The organism is Spiroplasma endosymbiont of Diplazon laetatorius (assembly GCF_964019625.1).
GTDB lineage: Bacteria > Bacillota_I > Bacilli_A > Mycoplasmatales > Mycoplasmataceae > Spiroplasma_A.
In genome coordinates this window covers 666884-689677 of sequence record NZ_OZ026458.1, presented here as the reverse complement: position 1 = coordinate 689677, position 22794 = coordinate 666884, and the positions used below count along the sequence as shown (strand labels likewise).

General features: G+C 26.3%; 20 protein-coding genes. 19 read left to right on the top strand and 1 reads right to left on the bottom strand.

What is annotated here, in order from left to right:
* The first annotated feature begins 2 nt into the window (after positions 1-2).
* From AACL10_RS03300 to AACL10_RS03210, 19 genes are all read left to right on the top strand, one after another.
* Positions 3-1223 carry a site-2 protease family protein gene (locus tag AACL10_RS03300; protein ID WP_338984557.1) on the top strand — a complete coding sequence of 407 codons (1221 nt, stop codon included), beginning with the start codon at positions 3-5 and terminating at the stop codon, positions 1221-1223.
* 28 nt (positions 1224-1251) lie between these two features.
* On the top strand, positions 1252-5700 hold the full coding sequence (locus AACL10_RS03295; RefSeq protein ID WP_338984554.1) for a PolC-type DNA polymerase III: 4449 nt from the start codon (positions 1252-1254) through the stop codon (positions 5698-5700).
* A 70-nt stretch (positions 5701-5770) separates the two neighbouring features.
* Positions 5771-6256, top strand: a complete 486-nt coding sequence (locus tag AACL10_RS03290) for a hypothetical protein (protein WP_338984552.1) — start codon at positions 5771-5773, stop codon at positions 6254-6256.
* Positions 6257-6298: 42 nt separating this feature from the next.
* The gene (locus AACL10_RS03285) at positions 6299-8329 is read left to right on the top strand and encodes an ATP-binding cassette domain-containing protein (protein WP_338984550.1); all 2031 of its coding nucleotides are present in this window, start codon (positions 6299-6301) and stop codon (positions 8327-8329) included.
* On the top strand, positions 8329-8706 hold the full coding sequence (locus AACL10_RS03280) for a hypothetical protein (RefSeq protein ID WP_338984548.1): 378 nt from the start codon (positions 8329-8331) through the stop codon (positions 8704-8706). Before AACL10_RS03285 ends, AACL10_RS03280 begins: the two co-directional genes overlap by 1 nt.
* An 18-nt stretch (positions 8707-8724) precedes the next feature.
* Positions 8725-9198, top strand: coding sequence for an rRNA maturation RNase YbeY (gene ybeY, locus AACL10_RS03275; RefSeq protein WP_338984545.1), 474 nt, complete (start codon positions 8725-8727; stop codon positions 9196-9198).
* 73 nt (positions 9199-9271) lie between these two features.
* Positions 9272-9682, top strand: a complete 411-nt coding sequence (locus tag AACL10_RS03270) for a diacylglycerol kinase family protein (protein WP_338984543.1) — start codon at positions 9272-9274, stop codon at positions 9680-9682.
* A gap of 14 nt (positions 9683-9696) precedes the next feature.
* A complete protein-coding gene (cdd, locus tag AACL10_RS03265) occupies positions 9697-10107 on the top strand; it encodes a cytidine deaminase (protein ID WP_338984541.1) in 411 nt (136 codons plus the stop codon).
* Between the two features lie 119 nt (positions 10108-10226).
* Complete coding sequence (locus AACL10_RS03260) at positions 10227-10838, top strand: hypothetical protein (protein WP_338984539.1); 612 nt, start codon at positions 10227-10229, stop codon at positions 10836-10838.
* Between the two features lie 17 nt (positions 10839-10855).
* A complete protein-coding gene (locus tag AACL10_RS03255; RefSeq protein ID WP_338984537.1) occupies positions 10856-11587 on the top strand; it encodes a hypothetical protein in 732 nt (243 codons plus the stop codon).
* A gap of 61 nt (positions 11588-11648) precedes the next feature.
* Positions 11649-12320, top strand: a complete 672-nt coding sequence (locus tag AACL10_RS03250) for a hypothetical protein (RefSeq protein WP_338984535.1) — start codon at positions 11649-11651, stop codon at positions 12318-12320.
* A gap of 32 nt (positions 12321-12352) precedes the next feature.
* A complete protein-coding gene (locus AACL10_RS03245) occupies positions 12353-13501 on the top strand; it encodes a hypothetical protein (RefSeq protein WP_338984531.1) in 1149 nt (382 codons plus the stop codon).
* 11 nt (positions 13502-13512) lie between these two features.
* Entirely contained in the window at positions 13513-14415 is a 903-nt protein-coding gene (gene era, locus AACL10_RS03240; protein ID WP_338984529.1) for a GTPase Era, read from the top strand.
* A 9-nt stretch (positions 14416-14424) separates the two neighbouring features.
* Positions 14425-15207, top strand: coding sequence for a DNA repair protein RecO (recO, locus tag AACL10_RS03235; RefSeq protein WP_338984528.1), 783 nt, complete (start codon positions 14425-14427; stop codon positions 15205-15207).
* A 103-nt stretch (positions 15208-15310) separates the two neighbouring features.
* Positions 15311-16678 (top strand): glycine--tRNA ligase, encoded by a 1368-nt coding sequence (locus tag AACL10_RS03230; RefSeq protein WP_338984527.1) that lies wholly within the window; start codon positions 15311-15313, stop codon positions 16676-16678.
* A gap of 16 nt (positions 16679-16694) precedes the next feature.
* The gene (gene dnaG / locus AACL10_RS03225) at positions 16695-18650 is read left to right on the top strand and encodes a DNA primase (RefSeq protein ID WP_338984525.1); all 1956 of its coding nucleotides are present in this window, start codon (positions 16695-16697) and stop codon (positions 18648-18650) included.
* Positions 18650-20035, top strand: a complete 1386-nt coding sequence (locus AACL10_RS03220; protein WP_338984523.1) for a sigma-70 family RNA polymerase sigma factor — start codon at positions 18650-18652, stop codon at positions 20033-20035. The genes dnaG and AACL10_RS03220 overlap by 1 nt, the downstream gene beginning before the upstream one ends.
* A 1-nt stretch (position 20036) precedes the next feature.
* Positions 20037-20732 carry a class I SAM-dependent methyltransferase gene (locus AACL10_RS03215; RefSeq protein WP_338984522.1) on the top strand — a complete coding sequence of 232 codons (696 nt, stop codon included), beginning with the start codon at positions 20037-20039 and terminating at the stop codon, positions 20730-20732.
* The gene (locus AACL10_RS03210) at positions 20725-21519 is read left to right on the top strand and encodes a Nif3-like dinuclear metal center hexameric protein (RefSeq protein ID WP_338984520.1); all 795 of its coding nucleotides are present in this window, start codon (positions 20725-20727) and stop codon (positions 21517-21519) included. The genes AACL10_RS03215 and AACL10_RS03210 overlap by 8 nt, the downstream gene beginning before the upstream one ends.
* Before the next feature lie 343 nt (positions 21520-21862).
* Here AACL10_RS03210 and ispH read toward each other — a convergent pair whose 3' ends face one another.
* The gene (ispH, locus tag AACL10_RS03205) at positions 21863-22747 is read right to left on the bottom strand and encodes a 4-hydroxy-3-methylbut-2-enyl diphosphate reductase (protein ID WP_338984517.1); all 885 of its coding nucleotides are present in this window, start codon (positions 22745-22747) and stop codon (positions 21863-21865) included.
* Between the last annotated feature and the right edge of the window lie 47 nt (positions 22748-22794).

Genomic DNA, 22794 nt, shown 5'->3' with positions numbered 1-22794 from the left:
AAATGACTGAAGCAAGTAGTGGAATGATTGTATTAGCTTTCTTTATTGGGATAATAGTAATATTATTGCTAATAACAATTCATGAAGTAGGACACTTAGTTGTTGCTAAAATTGCAAAAGCTTATGTATATGAATTTTCAATTGGATTTGGACCAAGGCTTTTTGTGTTTAAAGGAAAAGAAACTTGAGTTTCAATAAGAGCTTTTCCTTTAGGTGGATATTGTTCTATTGCATCAGATAAATCCGATCCACCAAGTGATAGAGAAGATGTTGAAGTTCCAGATGAAAGAAAATTAGACTATATTGCTAGATGAAAGAAAATGTTCTTTATTTTGGCAGGTCCCTTAATGAACTTGTTTGTGGCTTTAATGTTATTTACAACTATTTTTGCCGCTATGGGTGTTAAAAAAAGTGATATGACATATTTTGGTGCAAATTATGATCAAAACGCAATTGCAGCAAAAGCTATATTGGCAAAAGAAAATAAAAATGAGCCAAAAATAAATTATGTTGGTCAAGATTATGTTATTTGAGGATGAAATATGACTTCAAATGGAAAATCTATATTCGATAGTTTCTGTGAAAAACAATTACAAGATAATGAATGTAAAGGACATATAAATGATTTAGAAAATAACAAGGCAGTTGATTACAAAAAAACTGTTTATAGTTTTATTGATAATCTACCTTTAGCAAATGAAAAAGAAAATGTAAAAATACAATTTACCTATAAACAAGTCGATGTTTATAGTGGTATAGCTCTTGGTAAAGCAAAGGAAACTGATTACTTTGAATTACAACCAAATGAAAAAGTTGGTATTGCAGCTCCTGACAGAATATATAAAACAACAGCACAAGCATATGGCGCTGGTTGAAAAGAAACTTTCAAAGCTTCAATATCTATTTTAGAAGCTTTAGGAAATGTATTTACAGGTAAGTTTGCTAATCTAGTTGGTCCAGTTGGAGTGGCTAAACAAACTGCTGGACTTTTACAAAGTGCAGATCAATTCTTTATATATGTAGCTACAATAAGTGCTAACTTATTTATATTAAATCTAATATTCATACCACCATTAGATGGTTATAGATTATTAGAAAACTTTATTGAAATGATATTAAGAAAAGAGTTACCAACAAAATACAAGGTTATAGTAAATACTGCTGGGGCTGTTTTATTTTTATTATTATTTGTAATAATTACTGTAAAAGATTTTATAATCTAATAGGACATAAAAAAAGGGGGTAGGAAAAATGAACAGAGAAGTTAGAGAGTTATTTGAAAAACTTAATGTATTTTTAGATGAATCAGAAGAAGTTTGTTTTGACCAAGCCCATTTTTATAAAGAAGCTGAATTTAGTGGTAGTACAAATAAACTAAGAGTCTTTATAAAAATTAAAGACTTTTTACCTATTCACTTACTTCATAAAGTTGAATCAATTTTAACTACAAATACACATGTTCCTACAAAACTAAATTTATTAGTAGAAAATAATAATTACACAAAAGAATTAATTTGAAACCATATTGAATATGTTAAAGAACAAAAAGCTGAAGTTAAAACAGGAACTATTAAAATACTTTCTCCTTCAACTGTTGATTACTTTAATGATCACAGAATGGTTTTCTTTAACGTTTCAAATGAAACTGAAAAAATTCTTTTAGAAGAACACAAAGAATATTACAAAAACAAACTTTTAAAATATGGATTTAGAGATGTTGATTTAGAAATTAGAGTAAAAGAAAATCTTGATACAGATGTTCTTGAAGTTATTAGAGAAAAATATGAAAAAGCTTCTCAAGTTGTTAATACAATTCAAAAAGAAACTTATGAAGCTAAGTCAAACTTAACTTCACCAAAACCAAAATATAGATCTAATGATGATATTTTAAATAATGCAACTTATGACAAAATTGTTGATTTAGAAGAAGATGCACAAAACGTTACAATACAAGGTGAAGTTATTTCAAAACAAATTCGTCAATCAAAAGCTGGAAGAAATATTTACAACATAGCAATTACAGATGGTACATCTTCTGTAATGTGTATTTTCTTTCAAAGAAATAATGATCCAACTTTCTTTGATGAAATCACTGAAGAGACCAAAGAAAGTTTTGTAGGTTTTGAAAATCAAATAATAAGAAAAGGTGATTGAGTTTCATTTAATGGTAACTTTAACTTTTCAAGTTTTGATAAGAGTTATATTTTTTATATTAATAAATATAAAAAAATTGAATCTAAAAAAGTTTTCAGAAAAGATGAAGCTAAAAACAAAAGAGTTGAATTACATACACATACAAAAATGTCTGTAATGGATGGTGTAAGTAGTGCAAAAGATTATATCGAAGCTGCAAAAAGATTTGGATGAAATTCAATTGCAATTACAGATCACTTAAATGTTCAAGCTTTCCCTGAAGCTTACTATGCAATATCAAGTATCAACAAAGGTGTTGAAGAAGAAAATAAATTAAAATTAATTTATGGAAGTGAACTTGTAATGTTACAAGATGAAGCTTGATTAATTAAAAATCCAAAAGAACAAAAACTGAGAGAAGCTAAGTTTGTTGTTTTCGACTTAGAGACAACTGGATTATCACCAGAGTATGATGAAATAATTGAGTTTGGTGCAAACGTTTATGATTATGCAAAAGGTACTTCAAAAAAATATGACATACTTATTAAACCAACTAAGCCTTTGAAAAAATTTACAACTGAATTAACCCACATTACAAATGAAATGTTAGAAGATAAAAATTCAATTGAAATTGAATTTAAAAACATTATGGAAATAATTCAAGATGGAATTTTAATTGCTCACAACGCCAACTTCGACTTTAACTTTTTACAAGCTTATGCACATAAACTTGGTTATGGTGAATTAACAAATACAGTTATAGATACTTTATCACTTGCAAGAGTTCTACAACCTAGATTAAAAAATCACAGATTAGGAACTGTTGCTAAAGCATATCAAATTCTTCATGATGAAAAAATTGCTCACCGTGCTGATTACGATGCCGAGGTTTTAACAAACATGTATGAACATATGTGAAGTGAAGCAAAAAAAATAATTCCAATTGATGTTGATTCTGATTGAAATAAATTTAATAAAGATAAATTTGAAAATGAAAATTTCAGAAGATCTAGAGGTTTCCATGTAAACGTGTTAGCAAAAAACCAAGAAGGTTTAAAAGATTTATATAAATTAATTTCTTATTCACATACAGAAAACTTTTTAGGTTCACCAAAAATATTTCAATCAAAACTTTTAGAAATAAAAGAAAAAGGAAATATTTTAATTGGTAGTGGATGTGTTAATGGTATGGTTTTTGAATATGCAAGAACTGGAACATTTGAAATGCTAGAAGATGCAATTAAACTTTTTGATTACATTGAACTACAACCACTAAGTGTTTATAAAAAATTAATTCAAACAGAAGATTTAACAATGGAAGAATTAAAAACTTTAATTCTAAAAATAATTGAAATAGCTAAAAAATTAGATAAAACAATTATTGCAACAAGTGATGCTCACTATGTTGAACCTGAATTGAAAAAAATAAGAGACATTTATATTAATACAAAAGGATTAGGTGGATCATATCACCCGCTTTACGACTTTAAGCAAAGAGTTAAAGATAATCCTGATCAACATTTAAGAACAACAAATGAAATGTTAGAAGAATTTAAATGACTTGAAAATAGTGAATTAATAAATGAAATTGTTATTGAAAATCCAAATAAGATTTCAGACTTGATTGATATGAATATCACTCCAATTAGATCTGGTTCTTATCCACCAAACATTGAAAACGTTGATAAACTTTTAACAGATGAATGTTATAAAAATGCAAAACTTCTTTATGGAGATAACTTACCAGAAATAGTTGAAGCTCGTTTAGAAAAAGAACTTGCATCAATTATCAAACATGGTTTTGCTGTTGTTTATTGAATTAGTCACTTGTTGGTTAAAAAATCAAATGATGATGGATATCTTGTAGGTAGTCGTGGATCTGTTGGTAGTTCTTTTGTGGCAACAACTTCTATAATTACAGAGGTAAATCCACTAAAAGCACATTACAGATGTAATGAATGTAAATATTCAGACTTTGAAACTCCAGAAGAATATAAATGTGGATATGATTTACCAGAAAAAGATTGTCCAAACTGTGGAGTTAAATTAATAGGTGATGGACATGATATTCCTTTTGAAACTTTCTTAGGTTTTGATGGAGATAAAGTTCCTGATATAGATTTAAACTTCTCTGGAGAATACCAACCAGTTGCTCACAACTTTACAAAAGAAATTTTTGGAGAGAATAACGTATTTAGAGCCGGAACAATATCAACTGTTGCTGAAAAAACTGCTTATGGATTTACAATGGGATATTTTGAAAAGCAAAATATGAATTTAGATTTAATAAGAAAAGCAGAAGTTGAGAGACTAGCTGGACTTTCAACTGGAGTTAAAAGAACAACAGGGCAACACCCTGGTGGAATTATTATTCTTCCAAAAGAATATGAAATAGAAGACTTTACTCCGGTTAACTATCCTGCAGATGATGATGCAAGTGATTGAAAAACAACTCACTTTGATTTCCACTCAATTCATGATAACTTATTGAAAATGGATATCTTGGGTCACGTTGATCCAACTGCTTTAAGAATGTTATATGACTTAACTGGTTTTGATCCAATTAAAGTACCAACAGATGACAAAGCAGTTTACTCATTGTTCTCTGAACTTTCTGCTTTAAATATTTCTTCAGAAGAAATATTGGGAGAGTCAACTGGAGCTATTGGTTTACCTGAGTTTGGAACTCAGTTTGTTAGAAACATGTTAAAAGAAACACAACCAAAAACTTTTGCTGACCTTGTTCAAATTTCAGGGTTAAGTCATGGTACTGATGTTTATGTTGGTAATGCTCAATCACTTATCAAAGATGGTATTGCAAACATTTCTTCTGTTATTGGTTGTCGTGATGATATTATGGTTTACTTAATGTCTATGGGATTAGATCCTTCAAGTGCTTTCAACATTATGGAAAGTGTTAGAAAAGGAAAAGGTCTTTCAAAAGAATGAATAGCTCTTATGAAAGAACACAATGTTCCTGAATGATATATAAACAGTTGTTTAAAAATTAAATACATGTTCCCTAAAGCTCACGCCACTGCTTATGTGTTAATGGCCTATAGGGTAGCTTGATATAAAATTTATTATCCTGAAGAATATTATGCAACATGATTTTCAACAAGAGCAGACTTCTTTGATTTAGAAACTGCTTTAAAAGGTAAAGAAGCTGTTAAAGCTGCAATTGATGATATTAAACATAGACAAAATAATAAATTACCTGTAACTGCAAAAGAAAATGCACTAATAACAGTGTATGAAGTTTTATTAGAAATGTATGCAAGAGGAGTTGAAATCAGAAACATCGATTTCAATATTTCTGAAGGAAGTAGATTTGTGATTTTAAATGAAGATGGTAAAAAAATATTAATACCTCCATTTAATGTTATTGATTCGCTTGGAGAATCTGTGGCTAAATCTATAGTTAATGCTCGTCAAGAAAGACAAATAACTAGTGTAAGTGACTTAAAACAAAGAACACAAGTTACACAAACACAAATCGAGATCTTTGCAAAACTAAAAATTACAGATAACTTAAAAGATGATGAACAACTTTCATTTAATTTCTAAATGAAAATCATTATCTTTTTTTATTTATCTAGTTAAAATGATATAAAATTATTCTATAAAAGAGGTAGCTATGTCATTAGAAATTGTTAAAAGCAAGTATTCAGATAATATAAAAGATATTCTTATTGGGTGTGATTTTTTACTATATGAATTAAATATAGTAAATGATTTTGAATCAACTGTACTACAAGTGCTGGTTGAAAACAAAGATGTAACTAAAAAGAATATGGACTTTGATTTGCTTATAAGGGCAAATGAAGAAGTATCGGCTTTTCTAGATGGAATAGAAGAACTTAAAGAACCTTATATTCTTGAAGTTGCAAGTGCAGGAGCTGAAAGAGTTGTAAAGACTCAAGAAGTTTTAAAAAATAATAAAGGTAGTTACTTCTTCTTGAAAGTAAAACAACCAATTGAAACATTTAATGAATTTTCAGGAAACTTAACTGAAATAAGTGGAGAAGAATTTATATTCAACTTCTTTATTAAAGGAAGACCTAAAAAAGTTAAATTGAAATGAGACGATATCGAATTTATTAGATTCGCAGTTAAATTTTAATTTAACTTTTTTTTGTGGCGATTATTATTTTGGGTGACAATAATGACTTATAAGTTTGTGAAACAAAAAGGTGAAAATGATTGTGGTATTGCTGTTTCAACAATGTTAATAAATTATTATCATAATAAAAATTTTGGTATTGAAGAAATAAAGTTTGAAAACTCTTTAAATGATGATATGTTGAATTTTTATGAAATAGAAAATTTATTAAATAACTATAAAGTTGAATTTATTTCTTATGCTTGCAGCTTTCAAGAATTAACTGATTTAGAAATAACAAATCCAATAGTTTTAAGTGCTGTTAATGAAAATAATCTAGAACATTTTATAATCGCTTATAAAAGAAAAAAAGATATGTTATTGATAGCAGATCCTAATAAAAATGATTTGCACTGAGTTGATTTAAAAGATATTGAAAAAATATATCAGGGTTATCTTTCTATAACTAGATCTTTTGAAAAAATAAAGTTCAAGAATAAAAATATTTTGAATTGATTTAACTTTATCAAAGTTTTCAAAAAAGAAGTTACTTTAATTTTTTGTGTTTCTTTTTTAATTAATATTTTAATTTTGATTAGCAATAACTTTATAAAAATTTATATGAAAAATATAAACATAAATGATTCAAAAACTATGCGAACTATATTTTTAGTTTTTATTTTTTTATTCTTTGTTCAAATAACGGTATCGTATTTTATTAATAAAATAATATATAGAATAAAAAATAAAATAAGTAAAAATATTTATATGTTTTATAAAAATAAATTATTAAATTTAGATATAGAAAAATTTAACTCTTCTTCTAAAGAGGAGTGAGTCAAAAAACTAACATATATAAATATTTTATCTGAGTTTATAACTCAAACATTTATTAGCTTACCTTTGGGTTTCATTTTATTTTTAATGTCTTCATTGTTTTTAATAATAATATCTCCATTTATATTAACTTTGGTTCTGATACAAAATTTAATTTGTATAACATTATCTATTGGATTATTTTATTTAATGAAAGAGTTTAAATTAAAAAGAGAAAGAAAAATAATAGAGTTTTCCTTAAGTTATAGAGAAATGATTGATGGTTTTGAAGAAATTAAATTTAAAAATATTGAAAATGAAATAAAGTCTGGTAGTTATAAAAACTTTGAATCTACAATCAAAGAAAGTAAAAATATATTTGATTTAGATAATAAATCTAACTTTGTATTTTCAACATTAAACAAAATGTTTTTCTATTTAATATTTTACATATCTGTAATATATATAAATAAAAACAAATTTACTATGCCTGACTTATTGTTTTATACATCAGTAAGTAGTTATATAAATATTTTCTTTTCTAATGTAACGAATTTCATTTTAGATTTACAAGAAATATTTATAGCTGATAAATCATTAAATTTTATTTTTATACAAGACAAAGAAACTGATGTAGAGCAAATTAAAATAGACTCAATTAAAAAAATTGAGATAAAAAGTTTATATAAATATAAAAGTGATAATTGTCTTTTAAAAGATTTTAATTTCATGGTGGACAAAAATACTTTTATCCATGGTAAGAGTGGAAGTGGTAAAACAACATTGTTAAAAATACTTTCTGGTCACTTTAAAAGTTATGAAGGTCAAATATTAATAAACGATAAATCTGAATTAAAAGAAATAGAAGAAAATACATTTAAAAACAAAATCATATATTTAGGTCAATATGATTATTTATTTAATGGAACAGTATGACAAAATATTCAACAATTTAAAAATAAAGTTGATTTTAAATTGTTAGAAGATTTACATTTACTAGAAATTTTAGAAAGAAATAATATTGCTTTAGAAAAAAACTTAATTGATAATGGTTCTAACTTAAGTAAGGGTCAAAGACAAATAATAAATTTTATAAGTCTATTTTTTACAGAAAAAGACCTATATCTAATTGATGAACCGCTAAGTAATGTTGATAAACATACTGCCTATTATTTATTTAAAGCTTTTATGAATTATAAACGAAATAGTTTAATTGTAATGTGTGATCATGATATTGCATACTCTAATTTCTTTGAAAAGAAAGTTGAGGTAATTTAATGAAAAAAGATATAAAAACTTTATATATACTTTTAATATCTCTTATTTTTGTAATTATTATTTTATGTGTAATAAAAAAACAGCAAGTATTTTTAGGTTCATTATATTTACAAGAATATATTGATGATAATGGAATAGTTAATACAGATCTTTATTTGTTAAGTGATAAAAATTTGAATATCAGTTTAATTGATTATATAATTTTAGAAACTAATCAAGGAAACATGTTTGTGGACTCTTCTAAACTTGAGTATTCTAATTCATTAATAAAAATTGGAATAAACAATATTGGAAGCATTAAATATCCAGTAAACCATGTATTGATATATGGAGAAAAGATATCTCTTTTATCTTATCTTTTATCAAATATTTTCTAGATTAAATAGGAGATAACTATGAATGATTCACTAGACTTTGTTTATGAAACCCAAGAACAATTAAAAGAATATGAAGAACTTTACTATAATTTATTAACTTCAACAAAAGAAGTTCTTAAAATAGATCAAAGTCTTAGTTTATCTGTTAATTTTATAGATGAAGCTAAATCAAGAGCTATTAATAATGAATATAGACAAAAAGATTATGTTGGAGATGTTATTTCTTTTCCAATAGACGATGATTTTGGTATTTATGAACAATTAGATTTTAGAGAAATTGGAGATATTTTCATAACATTTAGTGAAGCAAACAATAAGGCTCAAAAATATAATCATACAATCAAAGAAGAAATGGCTTGATTATTTGTTCACGGATTATTGCATATTCTTGGATATGACCATGAAACAAATGAAAAAGAAGCTGATGAAATGTTTTCTTTAACAGATTCTATTTTAGAAAAGCAAAATATAGTATATAAAATGCCTTATTAGGCATTTTTTTATAACTTGCAAATTAAAAGTTAATTAAAGTATAATAATAGAGCAGAAAAAAAGGTGTAACTATATGGCAAAGAAAAACGACATTAAGAAAAAGACTAAAGTTGGTACGAGAGTAAAGAACAAATTTGCTAATGCAGCAAGAGGTATATTTACTGCTTTTAAAGAAGAATCTACTTTAATTGTTTATTTAATAATAGTTATCTTTGCAATTGGTTTAGGTATTTGAATAGGTTTAAGCACTATTGAGTGATCAATAGTGATACTTACAATTGGTGTTTTAACTGGTTTTGAATTTGTTAATACTTCAATTGAAAACTTCGTTGATTTATTAAGTTTTGAATATAATATCCAAGCCAAGAAAATAAAAGATATCTGTGCAGCAGCAAGTATTATTAATGCATTGTTATCAGTTGTTATCGGATTTCTTATATATTTACCCAAACTAATAGAGACTATAGGTCAACTATTTAGTTAGTGAGGATATTAAAAATGAATTTAGATAAAAACAAAGTATTTGAAGACTTAAAAGAACTTAGAGAAAGAGCCTATGCTCCTTACTCAAACTTTAGAGTTTCTTGTATAGTTTACTTAAAAGATGGACACACAATAAAAGGGGTTAATGTTGAAAATGCAGCATATAATCCAACAATATGTGCTGAAAGATCAGCACTTCCACAAATGATAGCTCAAGGTTACAACAAAAATGATGTTGAACTTGTTGCTTTATATACTGATTCAGAAGGATTTGGATCACCTTGTGGTACTTGTAGACAAACACTTTTTGAATTACTTTTAGAAAATCAAGAAGTTTGGGTTTATAATAAAAATGAATTTATTGATTCATTTGAGGTAAAAGACTTTTTACCATATGCATTTACAAGTAAAAACATAAACGATTAAGGGGTGTCAAAGTGTTTTATAGAAATGATGATTTTTGAAATGAAAAGGGTGCCGATTATTTAACTTCGTTTCTTAATTGGATTAATGTCAAAACATCTAAAGACGAGATATTTGAGCTTATGGCCGAAAAAGAATATTTGGATCCAGAAGCTGTTGATGATTTCGGACAAGAAGTTATAAATTATATTAAAGCTTGAAACATAGTTAGAGATATGGTCTTAAAAATAAAAGAATTTGAAAAGAAATTTTCAAGAAGAGTTGATGTTCTTCTGTTAGATGAATTTGTAGCTCTTTACAAATTAATTGATCCTGAAGCTAAATATGTTGAAATGTTTAAAGGTTATAGTGAAAATAGTAGAGAATTTTTAACAAAATTGGAACGAATAATTTCTAAATTGACCATTGTGGAAACTTTCGATTCGCTTATTGAATATTTACTAGCAGCAGCATATGATTTAACTGCTCATGATTACTTAGGGGATATGACTTTTAAATATTTATTTTGATTGGTCGAAACAGCTATGATATCAAGGGGACACGGTATTGTTGTGTTTGAAGATAGATTAGAACTTGAAGCTGTTATTGAATTACATCAAAAAGTAATTGTATATGCAAAAACTAATAACTCAAAAAATTTTGCGTTGTGTAAAGAATTTAGACAACTTGTATCAATGTTTAAAGATAAAATAGAACAATTTTCTCATTATGATAAAGAAAGATATTCTGTTTAAAAGGAAGTGTGCTTATTATGAAAAAATTTTATGAAAACGATAATTTTTGAATCGGAGTAGGGGCCGATCATACATTTAACTGTTTAAAACTTATGGGTGGGGATTGTTCTCTAGCTGAAGTTTATACTTATATTGAATCAAAAGTTTTAGGCTTTGATGAAGAAGAAATAGTTAAAATCAAGAATCAAAATACAATAATGTTAGTTGATGCTTGAATTGAAGTGAGAAGAATAATTTTAGCAAAAGTTAAAGAAATGGAAGAAAATGGATGAGATTACCCTCATTGTCATGTTTCTGACTATAAAGATCTTTATTTAATTTTAAATAAAGACGCCAGTGTCTATGATTTATTTTCAGATAAAAGTGAAGATAATGATGTATATAAAGCAATGCGTGAAATGTTAATGAAGTTAGAAGGTTTAAAAACACCTGATGAAATCATTACTGAAATTTCAGCTTTTATACATGAAAATTATGTAAAAGGTACTTTTGGTTCTAATACACAATTATTCTGTTGATTCTTTATGCAAATGGTTTTAATATTCAATAATTTTGGACCTGCAGTTTCATTCCCAAATAGATATTTTGAAATGCTTGAAATGTTTCCTATATCAAACTTGTTATATGGTGAAATTATGAGAACAAAAAAATCTGAATGAATGGAATGTGAATACTTCAAAACACTTACAAACTTTTGAATTGTTAAATCAAAAGAATACCACAAGTTTATTGAAGAAAATTATATGTAACAAAACTAGGTTTTTACCTAGTTTTTTTATATAATTTTAGAGATTAAAAGGAGAAAAGAATATGATAACACTTCAAACTATAGTAACTGATGTGCTAGCAGCAATTGGTTTAGTAATAATAGTAATTTCTCCTCTAATTTTTTCTGGAATACAGAGAAAAATATTAAATCAAAGACTCCACACTAGAGTTGATGGAGAAAAGTTATTTGAAAAAATGAAATATGACTTAAAAATATCTAAATTAACTGGTGTTAATAAAAGAAAACTTTATACAGATATAGATTATGCAAAAACAATCTTTAGAGGAGCTATGGAATATAACTCTAGAGAAGTAGTTTGATACTTTAATGAATTATTTGCAAAAAGACATATCCATAACTCTATTAGAAAAAAAGCTTGATTACACACTTGAGTTTGAATAATAACTTTATTAGTTATTGTTGGTGGTTCTTATGCAGATTTATTTGAATGATTATTTGATATGACAAAAATGAAACCTGAATCTGGAATAGTTTCAATTTGAGTTTTATTTGTATGTTCTGCAGGTATTTCTGTACTTACAAAATACAGTGAATTTACAAAAGTAAAAACAGTAATTAATGATGAAGTTAGGCAAATAAATTTAACCAAGAAAGAAAAGGTTTGAAAAGACTATAAACTTGTTTATTGAATATCTTGTGGAGCTCCTTTTGTAGGATTCTTCTTAATAGTTATTAATATATTCTTTAAATAGTAATTGTATTTAATTGAAAAGGTGGTGAAAACATGAAAAAAACTAGCTTGCTTGTAAAAGGTAAACTTGGTGAAACATTTACAAAGAGATTTTTAAGATCTCAACATGTAAAGATGGTTTCAGAAGGTGATTATATTTCTAGATTAAGAGCTTGTTGTAAAGTTGTATATACAATGCCTATCCAAGCAATATGAATAGCATTTTTTCTTTATGCAAGATTAATTGTTCAATCACATATGAATGATCCTGTAAATGCTATTAATCCAGAAGAACTTTGATTGTATCAAGATCAAATAAATGTTTTAAATACATTTATGGCTATTCAAATTTATCATGTTTTCATTATGTCTTGTGTTTTGATAGTTATGTTAAATATGACTATGTCCAAGGGAACGACAATATTTACAGCTATTTTTAATACTTTATATATATCCGAAGCACTGCTTTACGGAAGTTTCTTATTTGTATTAGACTGAGTTGGTCTTTTACATAAATTCAGTGATATTTCTGAAATGCTTACTGTTTTAAGAACTCAATGAATATGAATATTTGCTATATTTGTAGCTATTTTCTCTTATTTACCTTTAAAATCAATATTTTATGATGTAAACATGTGAAATAGAGAATGAATGAGAGTTGAACGTTATAGAAAAACAGAAGATAGAGAAAACGGATTTATATTTAAAACTTGAGTAACACCAGGTGAAATTAAAGCAAGAAAATTAATGATAACAACAGGTTGATTCTTAATACTTACAGCTAGTGTATTTCATTTAATGGATATTTTTGCAAGAACAGATTTCAATGCTGCAAAATATGTCATACTTGTTGCTGGATATATTATCTTTTTATCTGCATATGTAGTACCATACAATAGTTGAAGTTTATTTTTCTATTGAACAAATCAAATATTCTTATTTGGTTTTATAACTTATGGACTTTATATGGTCCAAAATGTTGCATGACAAAGTGGATTATGATACTTCTACTTATATTTAATCATGCTTATACCTTGAGTTCTTTCTATGAACTCTGCTATAAGATATACTTGAACAATAAAAGATAGAGAAGAAATAAAGGCAGTTGTTTTAAATATGTTCGAGGGAGAAGATGACTTTGAACAATATTTAGAAGAAAGAGATAACGAAGAAAAAATAAAAGAATCAGAAGATACTGTTTAGGAGATAAAAAATTGGAAAAAATTAGATCAGGATTTATTAGTATTATTGGTAGACCTAATGTTGGTAAATCAACTTTACTAAATACTTTATTAGAAAAAAAAGTTTCTATTGTTACAGACAAAGCTCAAACTACTAGAAACAGAATAAATGGAATATTGACTCATGATGATGCTCAATATATTTTTGTTGACACTCCAGGTGTTCACAAAGCACAACACGAATTAGGAAGATTTATGAATAAAGTAGCTCTTTCATCAACAAAAGGAGTAGATATTATTTTATTCTTAGCTCCTGCAGATGAATTTATTGGAGATAATGACAAATTCATTTTAAATGCTTTAAAAGAAAGAGATGTTCCTGTATTTTTAGTTATTACTAAAAGCGATTTAGTAAATAACGAAAGATTAGAAACTAGAATAAAAGAATGAAAACAACAAGATTTTAAATTTGAAAAAATCTCAACAGTTTCATCTACAATGGGAAGTAATTTACAAGTTCTTTTAGATGAAATTAAAAATACTTTACCAGAAACTGGTATTAAATTTTATCCTGATGAAACATTCACAGACCAACCAGAACGTTTTTTAATAAGAGAAATTATTCGTGAAGAAATTCTTTTACAAACAGAACAAGAAATACCTCATTCAGTTGCTATTTTAATAGACAAATTTGAAGAGAAAAAAGATATTATTAAAGTCATAGCTTCAATAATATGTGAAAAACAAAGTCAAAAGGGAATAATTATTGGAAATAAAGGGGCTAAAATAAAATCAATTGGTATTAAATCAAGAGAAAAATTAGAAGCTTTATTTGATAAACAATTCTATTTAGAACTTTTTGTTAAAACAAAAGAAAAATGAAGAAGATCTGCTTCATTAATAAAACAATTAGGATACGATAAAGATAGTTATTAGGTGAAATAAATGGGAGCAACAAAAATAAATGCTGTAGTTATGGAATCAACAGATTTTGATGATTATGCCAAAATTGTTAAGGTTTTTAGCAAGCAATTTGGTAAAACATCATTTATAGCTCCTGGTGTTAATAAATCAACATCAAAAAATAAGTATTCTATTCAAACTTTTAGTTTAAGTGATTTTGAAATATTTAAAGCTAGAAGAGAAGATAAGTTAAGTAAACTAAAAACAGGTGTTTTAAAAAGAGATTACTTTAAAATAGCTCAAAACTATAATAACTATGTTTATGGTTCTATTATGTTTAAAGTATTAGATCAAATTGATCAAATAAGCAATAAGAACTATAAGATATTTAAAATGCTTACATTTTGTCTAGAAAATATAAATGATAATAGAAACTCATTTATAAACTACTTATTTTTTCTAGCTTATTTAATCCAAGAATCAATTCAACCATTTAGAATAAAAGGTTGTGTTAGATGTAAAAAATCTACTTTTCCAATAGTAAGATTTGAATACACTGAAAATGGCTTTATTTGTGCTAGATGTTTATGACCTGGTGAAAAAGTACAACCTGAATCTTTTATTAAGGTTTTATCTAATATAAACAGAAAAACAATATACTTTAACGTTGAACAAAAGTATCATTACACTGATTTAATAGTTTTACACAATATAATAGTTGATCATTTTGAACATGCACTTGGTTTTTATATGGGACCAATTAAACTCTTAAAAGACACTGTTGCTTTGAATGTTAACGAAAAAGAAGCTAAGAAATATAAATAACACTTATAGTGTATTGACAAGGTGTCGTTAATGTAGGAAAATCGCTAAGTATCTCGATATATGCAAACTCGAAGTTTGCATTTTTTATTGCTAGGAGAAAACTATGAAAGTAGAAATAGAAAAACTAATTTCGCACTTGAAATCACAAGGATTTGTATTTCAAGGTTCAGAAATCTATGGTGGACTTGCTAATTCTTGAGATTATGGTCCATTAGGAGCTGAAGTTAAAAACAAATTAAAAAAACTATGATGAGACTTCTTTGTTAGAAGAAATGAATATAACATTGGTTTGGATTCATCAATTATATTAAATCCTAAAGTATGACAAGCTTCAGGTCACTTAGGAAACTTTAATGATCCATTAATTGACTGTAAAAAATGTAAATCACGTTTTAGAGCAGACAAATTAATTGAAGAGAAATTCACTGACATGAATGTTGGGGGATGAACTAATGAAGAAATAGAAAACTTCATTAAGGAAAAAGGTATTAATTGTCCTAAATGTGATGCTAATGATTTTACAAATATTAGACAATTCACATTAATGTTTAAAACAAATCAAGGTGTAGTTGAAGATGAAGCTTCAACAGTTTACTTGAGACCAGAAACAGCACAAGGTATTTTTGTACAATACAAAAATTCTCAAAGAGCTTTAAGAAAAAAACTTCCTTTTGGAATTGGTCAAATAGGTAAATCATTTAGAAATGAAATTACTCCTGGTAACTTTATTTTTAGAACAAGAGAATTTGAACAAATGGAATTAGAATTCTTCTTCTCTCCAAATGATTCAAATGATTGATTTGAATACTGACTTGAAAGAGTAAAATTCTTCTTAGAAAAAGTTGTTCTTATTGATACACAAAACTATTCAATAAGAGAACATGACAAAGATGAATTAGCTCACTATGCAAAAAGAACAGTTGATATAGAATTTGATTTCCCATTTGGAAGAGGAGAGTTATGAGGTATTGCTCATAGAAGTGATTTTGATTTAAATCAACATCAAACTCATTCTTCACAAGATTTAACTTATTTAGATCCAGAAACAAATGAAAAATACTTAGCTCACGTAATTGAACCAAGTGTTGGAGTTGAAAGATTATTATTGGCTATATTCTGTCAAAGTTATGTAGAAGAACAATTAGAAAATGGTGAAAGAGTTGTAATGAAACTTCCTTACAAACTTGCTCCATACTCAGTTGCTATTATGCCATTACAAAAACAACAAAAAGAAAAAGCTAATGAACTTTACAAAGAATTATTATTAGACTTTGATGCAACTTTCGATGAAACAGGAAACATTGGAAAACGTTACAGAAGACAAGATGCAATTGGTACTCCTTTATGTGTAACTGTAGACTTTGATACTGAAAATGATAATTGTGTAACTGTAAGAAACAGAGACACAATGGAACAAGAAAGAATTGAAATTATAAAACTTAAAGAATACTTATTAACAAAACTAATTTAAGTAAGGAGGGGTAAGCTTGGCAATCTCACAACAACAAATTGATCTAGTTTTAAGTAAAGCCAACATCGTTGATGTAATTGGCAAGTATATTGATCTTCAAAAGAAAGGAAGAAACTATGTTTCTGTTTGTCCTTTCCATGATGATTCAGATCCCTCAATGAATGTTTCACCAGACAAAAAAATATTTAAATGTTTTGTTTGTGGAACTGGTGGAAATGTTATTACCTTTGTACAAGAATTTAATAACACCACTTTCTTTAAAGCTCTATCTTTAATTGCAAATGATTTAAAAATTAAAATAGATGGCTTAAAAGATTTTGAAGATAAACCTAAATACAATTCAAAAGAAAGTATTTTATTTAATATAAATAAAGCTGCAGCTGATTTCTTTAATGGATTATTAATTTCTTCATTATCAACTAATGCAAGAAATTATTTAAAAGAAAGAAAAATAACTGAAGCAGAAATTGAAAGATTTAAAATAGGTTTTTGTCCTAACAAAGTAAAAGTTTATGATTACTTAATCAAACTAGGATTTTCAAAAGAAGATATTTTTGATTCACAAATAGTTTATAAAAATGGTATTGACCATAATTGTGCATTTGAAAATAGATTGATATTTCCAATAACTGATGAAGAAGGAAATATAATTGGATTTTCTGGAAGAGTAATTGATTCAAATGAATCTCCAAAATATAAAAACAGTAGTGAGAGTTTAATATTTAAAAAATCACAACTTGCTTATAACTTTGATCATGCAAAAAAAGAAGCTAGAATAAAAAATGAAATTATTATTCTAGAAGGTTTTATGGATGTAATAAGTTTAGAATCTATTGATATAAAAAATACTGTGGCAATCATGGGAACAAGTATGAGTGAATATCACTTAAGACTTTTCTCAAAAGTAGCTAAAAGATATAAATTATTTTTAGACGGAGATAAAGCTGGAGTAAATGCAGCTATGAAAATTTCTCAATTCTTATTAGAAAAAAGAATTGATGTAACAATTATTGAAAACAGTACAGGAAAAGATCCTGATGAACTTGTAAAAGCTGGAGAAAAGAATTTAATTAATCAAATGATTGAAAATTCAATTCACCCTGCAAACTTTGCAACTAAATATTTTTCAAAAGACTTAGATGTAACAAACTCAATTAAAGTAAGTGAGTTTGTTGAACAAGTTATTTCAATATTAAAATATGAAAGTAACGAAAGCATAATTGATTCAACAATTATGAACTTAAGTGAAATAACAAAACTTGAAAGAAGTACAATTAGAAAAAACTTTGATCAAGCTAAGGGAAAAGTAAAACCAACACCAGTTCAAGTTGAACAAAACATTTATCAAGAAGAATATGTTCAAGACTTTTCAAATAATAATGAAGAGTACATAAATAGAATGATGAACAGTTATGTAAACGAAGATGAGTCTAACTTTGAAATACCAGAGTATGCTTATGAAACTGTTAAGAAAAATAAAATTGCAGAAGTAAAAGTTCAAAACATTAACATTAAGAATTCAAAAAACTTTGCAGAAGCTGCATTGATTTGAAACTTATTAGAAGATGATTCATTAAAAGATGAATTAATGAAAAAAATAAATACAATTGAGAATGTTGGAGTTAAAAAAATACTGAACTTCATAATTGATCAATATAAAGAAAATAAATATTTTGGTCATAACTGAGAACAAATCGCAAATGATTTAAAAGAAGTTGGAACAAAATATTGTGAGTACATATATGAAATTAAAAATAGACATTTCTCATCATTACAAAAAACACTTTCACCAAGAGGTGTAGAAGATTGTTTTGATGCAATAGAACTTTATAACATTGAAGATGAAATAAAAATCTTCAATGATAAAATGAATTCTACAAATGATAAAGAATTAAAAATTCAATTTGCAGAGCACATTGAACAATTATTAAAAGATAGAAATAAAATCTATGATAAAAGGAGAAAACAATAATGGCATTAAATTTAAAAAAATTTGAAACAATGGAAGAATTCAAAGAATATCTTTGAAATTACTTAGACAAAAATGATAATGAAATAGCTCAAGAAGAAATTCAAGAAGTTATTTTCAAAAAATTCCAAGATATAGATGAAGAAGAAATTTCAGCTTTATTTGATGAATTAGCAAAAAGAGAAGTTAACTTTACAGATGACTTTATCGAAGAAGATGAAGAAGACGAAGAAGAATCAGATGATGATGCTGATGAACTTGAAGGTGAATTCAGAAAAAGAGATAAAGAAAGAAAAGATTTAAAGAAAGCTAATGAAAACAATACTCCAGTTAAATATAGAGTTGGTGGAATTAGTAATGAAACAAAAATTCAAGATATTATTAAATCTTACTTTAACCAAATTGGATCATCAAAAATCTTAACAAAAGATGAAGAAGTTGAATATGCAAAAATGTTAGAAGATTCAGATCCAGAAATTGCAAAAGAAGGTAGAGATAAATTAATTACTTCTAACTTAAAACTTGTTATTTCTGTTGCAAGAAAACATTTAAACAGAGGATTAGACTTTGCAGACTTAATTGAAGAAGGAAACATTGGTTTAATGAAAGCTGTTGATAAATTTGATTACAAAAAAGGATTCAAATTCTCAACTTATGCAACATGATGAATTCGTCAAGCAATCACAAGAGCTATTGCTGACCAAGCTAGAACAATTCGTATTCCAGTTCACATGGTTGAAACAATTAATAAACTTACAAGAATTGAAAGACAATTAACTCAAGAGTTAGGAAGAGAACCTACATCAAAAGAAATTGCAAAAACTTTTGGAAAAGGAATTACTCCACAAAAAGTTATTGAAATTAAAAAATTATCAATTGAACCAGTTAGTTTAGAAAAACCATTTGGTGATGAAGATGATACTCACTTTGGAGACTTTGTTGAAGATAAAGATATTTCATCTCCAGATGAATATGCAGAAAAAGAAGCTTTAAGAGAAGTTATTGATGAAGTATTCAGTGACATACTTGCACCAAGAGAAGAAAAAGTTGTTAGAATGAGATTTGGTATCTTACCAACTAAATTAAGAACTTTAGTAAGACTTGCACAAGAATGTGATGATGATAGTTATGAAGAATTAAAACAATCAATTGCTGATTTAGATATTCACTATGATACATCAATTGAAAAAATTCAAAAATACAAGAATCCAATGATTCAATTACATCTTTCAAAATATGATTCACCAAAAACTTTAGAAGAAGTTGGTAAAGAACTAAAAGTTACAAGAGAAAGAATTAGACAAATTGAAGCAAAAACAATTAGAAAATTCAAACCATCTGCATCAAATCCTAAAGCAAAAGCTTTAAGAGATTTCTTTAAAGGATAATTTGAGTTTTTTAACTCCTCGCTTATTTTCGTTAGCAAGTTTAATAACAGAAGGTGAAGTGGTTGCTGATATAGGAACTGATCACGCTTATCTTCCAATTTACTTAGCTAAAGATGGTAAAGCAAAAAAAATATATGCAACAGATGTGGCACTAGGTCCACTTAATGTTGCAAAAAATAATCTGGCATCATTTGGTGTTGCAGATAAAGTAGAAACAATATTAGCAGACGGTATAGAATGAACAATACCAAACAAAATAAAATTAGATTCTTGTATTATTGCAGGAATGGGTTCAACTTCTATTTTAGATATTCTAAAAAAAGATAATGAAAATATTTATTCATACATAATTGCTTCAAACACAAGTTTAGAACCAATTAGACAATGAACTAAAGATAAAAAATATCTTGTAGAAAAAGAAATAATAGTTGAAGATAACAAAATTATTTATGAAATTATTAAAATAAATAAATTTGCTGGTACTAAAATAAAAAACAGAAATGATATTTTATTTGGTCCATTACTAATTAAAGATGAAAAGAATAAATTATTCTTACAAAAATGATTAGAAGAAGAAGAAAAACTTTTTAATCTATTGCAACAAATTCCTAAAAAGGATAAAAATTATAAAGCTACATTAAAAAGAAAAAAAGAAATTAGTAAATTATTAAAAAGGAGAACTTTAATTAATGAATAAAATTAAAGCCAATGCATTGATTAATTATTTAAACGATGTATTCCCACAAAAAAACGCAGCTGAGTGAGACAAAGTTGGGTTGCAACTTGAAGAAGTTTATAACTTAGAAAGTCAAGATGAAGTAGAACATGTAGTTGTTTGTCTTGATGTAACTAAAGAAGTTATAAATTATGCAATTGAAAACAAATCAAACTTTGTTATCAGTAGACATCCATTCTTATTCTTAGATTTAGAAGATGAGATGAAAAACTTAGCTAAAAAAGAAATTTATGATTTATGTATTGAAAATGAAATTCAATTATTTTCAATTCACACAAATTATGACAATAGTGATAAACAAAACATTATAGATTTACTTGAAACACAATTAAATGTTAAGAGTGTTGATAAAGTAGGAACTTTCAATGAAGGTTACAAAATAAAATTATTAAGATCTATTAGTTTACAAGAAGCTGTTGAAAAACTAAAATTTGTTTTCGGAAAACAACAATCATTGTTAACTAGAAAATCTGATTTAGAAAAAGAAATTGACAGAATTTATTTAACACCAGGTAGTGGGGCATCAACTATGATGGACTTACAGTTACAAAATACATTTTTTGTAACTGGTGAAGCTAAATGAAGTGAATGACTTTATGCAGATCAAAATAACATGGATATGTTAACTTTAGGTCATTATATGGAAAATCACTTTATTGATGACTTAGAAAATAAATTATTAAAAACTTTCGGTGATGAAGTAAAAATAAGTGCATTTGATATTAAAAACTCATTTATAGTTTTATAATTTAGAAATCAATTTATAAAATTTAAAAAATCAAAGAAATATTTCTTTGCCGGAATAGTTGTTAAAGCAATATACCTAACTATTGCTTTTATTGGTTTTATTACAGTATTTATTAATAAAGAAAACGTTAATGAAAGAACTATTGGTGCAATAGGTGGTACAACTGTATCAATTATGGTTTTAGAAATTTTAGGCTTATTTATATTGATAAGAAAATATAAAAAGAAAAAAGCACCTTCAATTTTATCTATTGTATTATCATTTATTATAGGAAATATTCCCAGTGGAGTATTATTCATTATTGCTAAATCAAAATACGATACAACAAAAGAGAAAAACGAAACTAGTTAGTTTCGTTTTTTAATTCTTCTAAATATTTTATAAATTGATTTTGAATAATACTTGAAGTAGAAGCTCCGGCAGTTACTGCTACTGTTTCAACTCCATTTAAGTCATCTAAATTGATTTCTTCTTTTCTGTTTATTCTTATTGTTCTTATACCTTTGTTTTGAGCTAACTCAACTAATTTTAAAGTATTATTACTTCTCTCATCTCCAACAACATATAATAAATCAATTTGATTTGGATCTAAATCTAAAACTGCTTGTTGTCTTACGAGTGTAGCTTCACAAATATCGTTTTTATAAACTACATTTGGATATTTCTCTTGGACCTTTTTATAAATTAATTCAGTATCTATTATTGAAAGTGTTGTTTGGTTTGTAATAAATACATCTGTATTTGTTATTTCTAATTGTTCAACTTCTTCTAAATTTGTTACTAAATGAATTTTGTTTTCATCTAAACTAGTTAAAGCAATTGTTTCTGGGTGATGGTGTTTTCCTATGAATATAATGTCAAAACCAAGTTTTAAATACTTTTCTATTACTTCTTCTGTTTCTAAAACTCATTCACATTTTGTATCAACAACTATTAATTCTAATTCTTCAGCTGCTTTTACTACTTTTGGATCTGTTCCATGAGCTGAAAATATAACAACACTACCTTTAGGTATTGTTTTTATGATGTCTAAGCGAGATTTTTTTCAATCATCTATTGCAGTTATACCTAATTCTTCTAATTCATTTACTATTATCTTGTTATGAACTAAAAGACCTATCATATATATTTGTTTATCAGGATACATTTTAACTGCATCTTTTGCCATTTTTATTGATTTAACAACTCCAAGACAAAAACCTCTTGGACTTACTTTTATAACATTCATAAAAACACCTCGCAATATTTATTTTACTATCTAAAAGACATAAAATA